Raw genomic sequence first — 1,360 nt, forward strand, 5'->3', positions numbered from 1 at the left:
CCTGATCGATTCCCTGACCCTTTCCCGCCGCCAGGAGTTCATCCCCATCGAATCGGCCGACGGCCGCATCCTCGCCGCCGACGTCACCGCCACGCACTGCCTGCCGCCTTACGACAACTCCGCGATGGACGGATACGCGGTCCGCTGTGAGGACGCCGGCAAAACCGTCGTGTCGCTCGCGACCCTTTTCGCCGGCGACAGCGAAGCGATGCGCATCGCCCCCGGCGAAGCCGTCCGCATCATGACCGGCGCGCGGATCCCCGAAGGGACCGAATGCATCGTCCCCGTCGAAAACGTCACGGTCGACGGCGACCGGGTCACCCTCCCGCCGGAGCTGCGCGCAGGACAGCATATCCGGCTCTGCGGCGAGGATATCGAGGCCGGGGACGCGCTGCTGCACCGGGGCGAAAAGCTTTCGGCCCACCATATCACCCTGCTCGCCTCGCAGGGGATCAGCCACATCGCCGTCTATCAGAAACCGCGCGTCGCGCTTTTCGCTTCGGGCAGCGAACTCAAAATGCACTTCGAAACCGTCGAAGCCCACCAGCTCTACAACACCAATACCCCGACCTTCGCCGCCCGGGCGCGGGAACTCGGCTGCGAGGTCCACTTCGTCGGCACCGCCGCCGACAGCCTCGACGCGCTCGAAACGCATATCCGCAGCGCCCTGCAGAGCGACCTCGTCATCACCAGCGGCGGGGTGAGCGTCGGTGACGCGGACTACACGAAGGAGGCGTTCGCCCGTTTCGGGTTCGAACCGCTTTTCGAAAAAGTGGCGATCAAACCGGGCAAACCCACCACCGTCGGCCGCATCGGCGACACCCTCGTGCTCAACCTGCCGGGCAATCCCCTCGCCGCCGCACTCAACTTCGAGCTTTTCGGCCAGGCGCTGATCGCCCGGCTCAGCGGGACGTCGGCCCCCTACCACAACACCATCGCCGCCCGCCTCGACGCGCCGCTGACCCTGCGCCCGGGCCGCCGCACCCTCGTCCCGGGCTTCTTCGACGGCGAACGTTTCCGCATCTGCGACAAATACGCCCCGGGCATGATCTCGCCGCTGGCACGCTCCAACGGCTTCATCATGATCGACGAAAGCTGCGCCCACCTCGAAGCGGACCCCCCCGTCCGCTTCATCCCCACCCGTTTCATCTGGCGCAGCGAAACGCCCGTACCGCTGGTAAGCGGGGAGAGGGAGGCGTAGTTCTTTTGATTTCGGGGGCTGGGTTTTTAGTTTTTGGTTTTTAGTTTTTGGTTTTTGGTTCCGGGTACCAAGTACTGGGTTCCAGGTGAGAAGTGAGGGGTGTATTCAAGTTCTGGACACCAGGCCACTAATCCCAAATTCCAGTCTTCTCACCGTGAT

At 64.5% G+C, this 1,360-nt stretch carries 1 protein-coding gene; it reads left to right on the top strand.

The window, feature by feature from the left end; all coding sequences use genetic code 11:
* A partial coding sequence (locus AC30RD_RS09360; RefSeq protein ID WP_489494273.1) for a molybdopterin molybdotransferase MoeA occupies nt 1-1,201 on the top strand: 1,201 nt, incomplete at its 5' end.
* Between the last annotated feature and the right edge of the window lie 159 nt (nt 1,202-1,360).

This window comes from Nitrosophilus sp. (genome assembly GCF_982775275.1).